The organism is Streptomyces sp. P5F9, from assembly GCF_057961495.1.
This window is the reverse complement of sequence record NZ_JBXVPZ010000548.1, coordinates 1-5,967: the sequence shown is the minus strand read 5'-3', so window position 1 is coordinate 5,967 and position 5,967 is coordinate 1. Positions and strand designations below refer to the sequence as shown.

Here is a 5,967-nt window from a genome sequence, read left to right as displayed (position 1 = left end):
GCCCCAGCCCAGGCCCAGGCCCCTGCCGCCCCCGTGCGCGTGCCTGCCCAGCGTTCTTCCGGGCCCGCCACCGCCACCGAGAAGGCCTCCCCGGACGCCGTACTCATCCGCCGGACGATGGCCGAAGTCGGTCCCGTGGCCGACAAGGTCACCTCGTACTTCTACGCGCTGCTCTTCGTGCGCCACCCCGAGCTGCGGTCGCTGTTCCCGGCGGCGATGGACACCCAGCGGGACCGGTTGCTCAAGGCGCTGCTGACCGCCGCCGAGCACATCGACAACACCGAGGTCCTCGTCGCGTATCTGCAGAACCTCGGCCGCGGGCACCGCAAGTACGGCACCAGGGCCGAGCACTACCCGGCCGTCGGCGAGTGCCTCATCGGCGCGCTGAACAAGTACGCCTCCTCGGTCTGGGATGCCGAGATGGAGGCGGCCTGGGTGCGGGCGTACACGACGATCTCGCAGGTCATGATCGACGCGGCCGCAGCGGACGAACTGCGCGCTCCGGCCTGGTGGCACGCGGAGCTCGTCACCCATGACCTCAGGACCCGGGACGTCGCCGTCGTCACCCTCCGCCCGGACCAGCCCTATCCCTTCCTCGCCGGGCAGTACACGAGCCTGGAGACGCCCTGGTGGCCGCGGATCTGGCGGCACTACTCCTTCGCCTCGGCGCCCCGCTCGGACGGGCTGCTGACCTTCCATGTGAAGGCCGTCCCCGCGGGCTGGGTCTCGAACGCGTTGGTGCACCACGCCCGGCCCGGTGATGTCATCCGGCTCGGCCCGCCGACCGGCTCGATGACCGTGGACCACTCCACCGACAGCGGACTGCTCTGCGTCGGCGGCGGCACCGGCATAGCGCCGATCAAGGCATTGGTCGAAGACGTCGCCGAACGCGGCGAGCGGCGCCCGGTGGAGGTGTTCTACGGCGCCCGTACCGACCACGACCTCTATGACATCGACACGATGCTCCGGCTCCAGCAGTCCCATCCCTGGCTTGCGGTCCGGCCGATTGTCGACCGGCCGGGGAATCTCCAACTCCCGGACGCCATCCGCACGTACGGGCCGTGGAACGAGTACGACGCCTACGTCTCGGGTCCGCCCGGAATGATCCGCAGTGGTGTCCACGCCCTGCGGGACGCCGGCATCCCGACGGAGCGCATACGGCACGACTCGGTCGAGGAGCTGGTGGCCACCGGGGAGTGACCCGGTGGCGGAGGCGTCAGCCCAGGTCGGGGGCGTGCATCGCGAGGACCCCTTCGATGTTGCCGTCCAGGTAGTGCCGTAGAGACAGGGGCACGAGGTGGACGGACGCGATGCCCACGCGGGTGAAGGGCACTCTGACGATCTCGTACTCGCCGAGGGGCTCGTCCACTTCGGGGCCGTGGCGTAGTGCCGGGTCCATGGACTCCAGATGGCAGACGAAGAAGTGCTGCACCTTCACGCCGGTCGAGGCCGCGTCCGCGCCGATGTGCTCGACGGTGTCCACGAAGCAGGGCACCACGTCGCTGATCTTGGCGCCGAGCTCCTCGTACACCTCCCGGTGCAGGGCGTCGACGACGGTGGTGTCCTCGGGTTCGACCCCGCCACCGGGCGTGACCCAGTAGGGATCGACACCTGGCTTGGTGCGCTTGATCAGGATCAGGGCGTCACCGTCGAGGAGAACGGCACGTGCGGTGCGCTTGACCACGGGTCGGACGGTCATGGGAGAAATGTGGCCCCGCTGGTTCCACGTGAAACATCGCACGACGTCACCTTGACGGTTCGGAGCGTGATGTTTCACGTGGAACCGGCGGGTTCGTCGCGGAACGGCGGCAAAAGTCCCTGGTCAGCCCCAGTTGGTCGCGGCACGCTGCAGCCACTCGTGGGCCCGGGCGATGTGCGGCATCGCGAGAGTGCCGGTGCGCACCACCAGGAAATACGTCCGCAGTGGTGGAATCGCGGGTTCGTGGAGCGGGACGACCTCGCCGCGTTTCAGCGCCAGGGCACACAGATAGCGGGGCAGTACCGCGAGCCCGGCGCCCGCGATCGCGCATGCGAGGACCGCGCGGAGGTCCGGCACGATCACGGTGCCCGGGGCGGCCGGGCGGGAGTCGAAGACGGAGGCCCAGTACCGGGAGACGAAGGGCAGCGACTCGTGGACCTCGATCACGGGGAGGTCGTCCGGGGCGGGCGCGTCCTCGGGGCCGAGCTTCTCGGAGCCGAGCTGCTCGGCCCGGTGCGGGGCGGCGACCAGGACGTGCTCCTCGTCGCAGAGCGTTGTCGCGGTGAGCAGAGCACCTCGCGGACGGGCCGTGCTGATGGCCAGATCATGATGTCCGGCGGCCAGTCCCTCCAGGGTTTCCTCGGCGTTCCCGAAGGATGCGCGCAGTGCTAAGCCCTGGCCGTCGTCCCCGGTCAGCTCCGTGAGCGCGGGCAGGGCCCGCTCGGCGGTGAACTCGGGGGGACCGGCGAGATGCAGGGTGCGCAGCGAGGCGTCGTTGTCGGGCCCCGTCTCGGCGATCTCCACGAGGGCGTCGAGATGCGGCGCGGCCTTGTGCGCGAGTTCGTCGCCCATGGTCGTGGGGGTGACCCCACGGGCCTGGCGCAGGAACAGGGGGCGGCCCAACTGCCGTTCCAGGGTGCGGATCTGGGACGTCACCGCCGGCTGGGAGAGGCCGAGCAGGGCCGCGGCGCGGGTGAAGGAGCCGGCTCGGTGCACGGTCACGAAGGTGCGCAGCAAGGCCAGATCCATGGCACGCACTCTCCTCTCCCCACCCTTCCTCCGGCCCCGGACAGGGCCCAACTATAAATAAGTCGATAGGTCTCTGTCGCTACCGTGATTGGACACTGACACAGAGTCAACTAGCCTTGTGCGCGCGGTTCTTCGCGCGCAGAACCGAGGACGGTCCGAGCCACGAGGGGGGAGGCTCGGACCGTCCGTTGTGCGTAGCCGGACACCGACCGGCGGTACGTAAAGCGGTCACCGCGCCGCCTCGTCCAGCGCACCCAGCACATCGGCCACCAGGTCCTCAGGGTCCTCGGCACCGACCGAGAGGCGAACGAAGCCCTCCGGTACGGCGTCCCCTCCCCAGCGCCGCCGCCGTTCGGCGGTGGACCGCACCCCGCCGAAACTCGTCGCGTCGTCCACGAGCCGCAGCGCGTCGAGAAAACGCTCGGCACGCGTGCGCGTGGGCAGCGTGAACGAAACCACACACCCGTAGCGCCGCATCTGCTGTGAGGCGATCTTGTACGAGGGGTCGTCGGGCAGCCCCGGGTAGCGCAGGTCCGTCACGTCGGCCCGTTCGCGCAGGGCCTGAGCGAGGACCAGCGCGGTGGCGTTCTGCCGGTCGACCCGCAGCTGGAGCGTGGCGATCGAGCGGTGCGCGAGCCAGGCCTCCATGGGCCCGGGAATCGCGCCGACGACCTTGCGCCAGCGGCGTACGGCGGCCATCGCGGTGGCATCGGTCCCGGCGACGTACCCGAGGAGGACGTCCCCGTGCCCGGTGAGCTGCTTGGTGCCGCTCGCCACGGAGAAGTCGGCGCCGAGTTCCAGCGGGCGCTGCCCCAGGGGTGAGGCGAGGGTGTTGTCGACGGCCACGAGGGCGCCACGCGCGTGTGCCGCCTCGGCGAGCCGTCGTACGTCGCACACGTCGAGCCCGGGGTTCGACGGCGTCTCGATCCACAGCAGCTTGGCGCCGTCCAGGACGGCGAGCTGGGCGTCCCCGCCGGTCGGCGCGGTACGCACCTCGATGCCGTACGCCTCCAACTGCTCGCGCACCAGGGGCAGTACCTGGTAGCCGTCGTCGGGCAGGACGACCGCGTCGCCGGCGCGCAGCTGGGAGAAGAGCACCGACGAGATGGCGGCCATGCCGGAGGCGAACACGAGCGTCTCGACGTCGTCCCGTCCGGGCGCCTCCAGCTCGCCGATGGCGCGCTCCAAGTGGGTCCAGGTGGGGTTCTCGTCCCGGCCGTACTTGTACGGGCCCGTCGCGTCGCCCGGGAGATGGAAGTGCGCGGCGAACACCGGCCCGGGAAGCGTCGGTTCGTACTTGACCGGCTCGGGCAGACCGGCCCGCACCGCGCGCGTGCCGTCCCCGGCGCCGCTCGCGACACCTCCGGCCGCAGCGGAATCACTCATGTCGCTCGTCCCTCCACTTCCTCACGCACCGCGGCGAGCAGTCCCGCGCTCGCCGCCTCCACCATCTCAAGACACTCCTCGAAGCCGTCCAGGCCCCCGTAGTACGGATCCGGTACGTCGAGGTCGTCGCTGGCGACGGCGACGGCGACGGGATCGTAGGAGCGGAGCATGTGGATCTTCTCGGCGTCCCGCTCGGTCGGGGCGAGGCGGCGCAGGGTCTTGCGGTGGCCGGAGTCGAGGGCGATGACGAGGTCCAGGCGGGAGAACCAGGAGGCCTGGAACCGGCGGGCGACGTGGTCGGTGCCGTATCCGTGCTCCTCCAGGACGGCGACGGCGCGCGGGTCGGCGCCGTCGCCCTCGTGCCAGCCGTCCGTGCCCGCGCTGTCGACCTCGACCAGACCGTCGAGCCCGGCCTCCGCCACCCGCGCGCGGAAGACCGATTCGGCCATCGGCGAACGGCAGATGTTGCCGGTGCAGACGAAGCTGACGCGGTACGTCATCGCGCGCTCAGTCCCCCTCGGGCAGGACGACGTTGAGCGCCCAGGAGACGACCGAGATGATGAGGCCGCCCAGGACGGCGGTCCAGAAGCCCTCGACATGGAAACTCAGGTCGAGCTTGTCGGCCAGCCATGAAGTGAGCATCAGCATCAGCGCGTTGACCACCAGTGTGATCAGGCCCAGCGTCAGGATGAACAGCGGGAAGGTCAGCACCTTGACGATCGGCTTGACCAGGAAGTTCACCAGACCGAAGACCAGGGCGACGAGGAGCAGCGTCCAGACCTTCTTGAAGGTGCTGTCACCGGTGAGGGTGATCTTGTCGAGCAGCCATACGGCGACCGCCAGGGCACCGGCGTTGGCGATCGTCTTGACTAGGAAATTCTTCATGTGTCTGATCGTGACAGAAGAGATCGACTCCGAGCGTGGACGAGGGCGATGAAGGCATTCCGGTTGGATGAACTGGAGGCGGAGCGTGCCGCCAACGACGGTGCGTACCTGCAGTTCCTGCGCGAGAAGAACATGTCGGTCGGCCTCTACGCGCTCGACGCGGGCGATCACGACCGGCAGCAGCCGCACAACCAGGACGAGGTGTACTTCGTCGTGAGCGGCCGGGCCGCGATCACCGTCGGCATGGAGACCACCCAGGTGGCGCGCGGCAGCGTGGTTTATGTGCCGGCCGGGGTGGCCCACAAGTTCCACCACATCAGCGAGGACCTGCGGGTGATGGTGGTGTTCTCGCCGCCGGAGGCCTGACTCTCCCCCGTAAGCCTGATGCCGCGTCTCAGGGTTCCCTAGGGGAACGGTCAGGGGAGGACAAGGGATGCGAGGCCCCCGTTCGCCCTTCGCGCGCCCTAGCATCGAGTGCAGGACATCAGAGATCCGGCACTGGAGTGTCGGACACGGACCGGACCCGGTACGAGCGACGGGCGGAGAGGTACAGGACGAGGACAATGCGAGAGATCTTCGCGGGACTGCCGTGGTGGGTGAAGTGGGTCGCGGTGCCGGTCATCGCCCTGGTCGTGTTCGGCGGGCTGATAGCGACCGTCGTGAGCATCGTCATCGGACTGCTCTTCAAGCTGCTGGTCTTCGTGGCGCTGGTCGGCGGAGTGATCTACGTCGTGCGGAAGTTCACGTCGAGCTCCTCCTCACGCGGCGATTGGTGAGGCCCTGTCGGCCGACCGGTGATCGGTAACAGGAATCACCGGTTCCCTCGGGCGGGGGAAGTTTCCCGGACAGGCCGTCTGCGGGCGGTGGCGGGCGGTTAAAGTCCGGAATTCGACGCGGGGACGAACCCCGCGGGCGGCGCACCCCCTCCCCGTGTTCCCCGCACGGGCTGCCCCCTCGCGCTCCGGGAG

The 5,967-nt window shown here is 69.5% G+C and carries 8 protein-coding genes; 3 read left to right on the top strand and 5 right to left on the bottom strand.

Translation table 11 applies throughout. From position 1 onward, the window contains the following. The coding region (locus AC31A1_RS45205) for a globin domain-containing protein (protein WP_489658896.1) at nucleotides 1–1,200 on the top strand (1,200 nt) is incomplete at its 5' end. A 16-nt stretch (nucleotides 1,201–1,216) separates the two neighbouring features. Here the strand turns inward: AC31A1_RS45205 and AC31A1_RS45200 are convergent. The 5 genes from AC31A1_RS45200 to AC31A1_RS45180 form a co-directional block, all read right to left on the bottom strand. Next, complete coding sequence (locus AC31A1_RS45200) at nucleotides 1,217–1,699, bottom strand: NUDIX domain-containing protein (RefSeq protein ID WP_328830369.1); 483 nt, start codon at nucleotides 1,697–1,699, stop codon at nucleotides 1,217–1,219. A gap of 123 nt (nucleotides 1,700–1,822) precedes the next feature. Then, complete coding sequence (locus AC31A1_RS45195) at nucleotides 1,823–2,728, bottom strand: LysR family transcriptional regulator (protein WP_489658895.1); 906 nt, start codon at nucleotides 2,726–2,728, stop codon at nucleotides 1,823–1,825. Nucleotides 2,729–2,956: 228 nt separating this feature from the next. Next, nucleotides 2,957–4,114, bottom strand: a complete 1,158-nt coding sequence (locus AC31A1_RS45190; RefSeq protein WP_489658894.1) for a cystathionine gamma-lyase — start codon at nucleotides 4,112–4,114, stop codon at nucleotides 2,957–2,959. Continuing rightward, the gene (locus tag AC31A1_RS45185) at nucleotides 4,111–4,614 is read right to left on the bottom strand and encodes a low molecular weight protein-tyrosine-phosphatase (protein WP_489658893.1); all 504 of its coding nucleotides are present in this window, start codon (nucleotides 4,612–4,614) and stop codon (nucleotides 4,111–4,113) included. The genes AC31A1_RS45190 and AC31A1_RS45185 overlap by 4 nt, the downstream gene beginning before the upstream one ends. A 7-nt stretch (nucleotides 4,615–4,621) precedes the next feature. Next, nucleotides 4,622–4,999 carry a phage holin family protein gene (locus AC31A1_RS45180; RefSeq protein WP_384153526.1) on the bottom strand — a complete coding sequence of 126 codons (378 nt, stop codon included), beginning with the start codon at nucleotides 4,997–4,999 and terminating at the stop codon, nucleotides 4,622–4,624. A 48-nt stretch (nucleotides 5,000–5,047) separates the two neighbouring features. Here AC31A1_RS45180 and AC31A1_RS45175 point away from each other — a divergent pair, with 48 nt between their 5' ends. Both AC31A1_RS45175 and AC31A1_RS45170 read left to right on the top strand, forming a co-directional pair. Further along, nucleotides 5,048–5,365, top strand: a complete 318-nt coding sequence (locus AC31A1_RS45175; RefSeq protein ID WP_431251630.1) for a cupin domain-containing protein — start codon at nucleotides 5,048–5,050, stop codon at nucleotides 5,363–5,365. A 197-nt stretch (nucleotides 5,366–5,562) separates the two neighbouring features. Further along, complete coding sequence (locus tag AC31A1_RS45170) at nucleotides 5,563–5,775, top strand: DUF5326 family protein (RefSeq protein WP_019055111.1); 213 nt, start codon at nucleotides 5,563–5,565, stop codon at nucleotides 5,773–5,775. Nucleotides 5,776–5,967 lie beyond the last annotated feature (192 nt).